Here is a 1,032-nt window from a genome sequence, read left to right as displayed (position 1 = left end):
TCCGGCACGGCCGGCTTCCGCACCGCCACGAGGACTCCCCACGAGCGCCGGGTGCACGGCACAGCCGCCCGCACCCGGCGCCACGGGACGCGGCGGGCCTCAGCGGGCCAGCCGGTCCCGGGCCTCCATCAGGGCGAAGCCGAGCAGGTTGAGCCCACGCCACCGCCCGGGGTCCTGGGCGCGCTCGTCCGCGGCGGCCAGGCCTATGCCCCAGACCCGGTCGAGCGGGCTCGCCTCCACCAGGACGCGGTCGCCGGTGCCCCGCAGGAAGGCCCACAGGTCCTCGTGGGCGGCGAACTTGTGCACGCTGCCCTCGACGACGATGCCGAAGCGCTCGCGCTCCCACACCGCCTCGTCGAAACCGCGGACCAGCCGCCCCGCGTTCTTGGCCTGCGCCGGGCTGCCGGCCTCGAGTATCCGGCGTTCCGCCTCGGCGTCGCCGAAGAGGCGGGCCTTGCCGGCCATCATCCAGTGCTCCGCCGTCGCGTAGACCGTGCCGTCCACGGTGAACGGGGCCGGCCACCACTGGCTGAGGCAGCCCGCGCCGACACCGCCGCCCTTCTGCGGGCGGTGACCCCAGAAGTACAGGAACTTGGCCCGGGCGCCGGAGCGCAGCAGGCCGGTCAGGTCCTCGACGGACCGCACCTGAGACGTTCGCATGCCCCTCACGATCGCACGAGCCACTGACACCGAGCCCTTGATTTTCATGTCCCGCCGACGCCTCGTCGACAGATTCCGTCGATTAACCAAAAGGCAACAACGGAATCCCTTGTTGAGGTGCCGTCGCTCTGTCAGGATCGGCACCCAGTCCGGCCCATGCCGGTAACCAGGCACCACGCCGCAACGTCCCCGCCCGCCGCCCCGTACGGCCGGACGGACGTTCCAGGGCCGCCGCACCGGTGGCGGACCGCCTCCTGTCGGCACCTCCCGAAAGGGCACACCCGAAAGGGCGCCACGCGCATGGAGCAGTACGAGCCCGACCGACCCTCCCCGGCTCCCTCCCCGGCCCGTCCCTCCCCGGCCCGGAGGGCC

Annotated in this window: 1 protein-coding gene; it reads right to left on the bottom strand. The window is 73.3% G+C overall.

What is annotated here, in order from left to right; translation table 11 throughout:
* Positions 1 to 99: 99 nt before the first annotated feature.
* Entirely contained in the window at positions 100 to 660 is a 561-nt protein-coding gene (locus tag HW445_RS32410) for an NADAR family protein (RefSeq protein ID WP_180224314.1), read from the bottom strand.
* Positions 661 to 1,032: the final 372 nt, after the last annotated feature.

It is taken from the genome of Streptomyces sp. UH6, from assembly GCF_013421635.1.
GTDB classification, from domain to species: Bacteria; Actinomycetota; Actinomycetes; order Streptomycetales; family Streptomycetaceae; genus Streptomyces; species Streptomyces abyssomicinicus.
Note: the sequence above shows the minus strand (reverse complement) of the source record. Positions and strands in the feature narration are given on the sequence as shown.

Excerpts from the sequence above, each read along its gene's own strand:
- HW445_RS32410 (WP_180224314.1), bottom strand. The coding sequence starts at position 660 with ATGCGAACGTCTCAGGTGCGGTCCGTCGAGGACCTGACCGGCCTGCTG.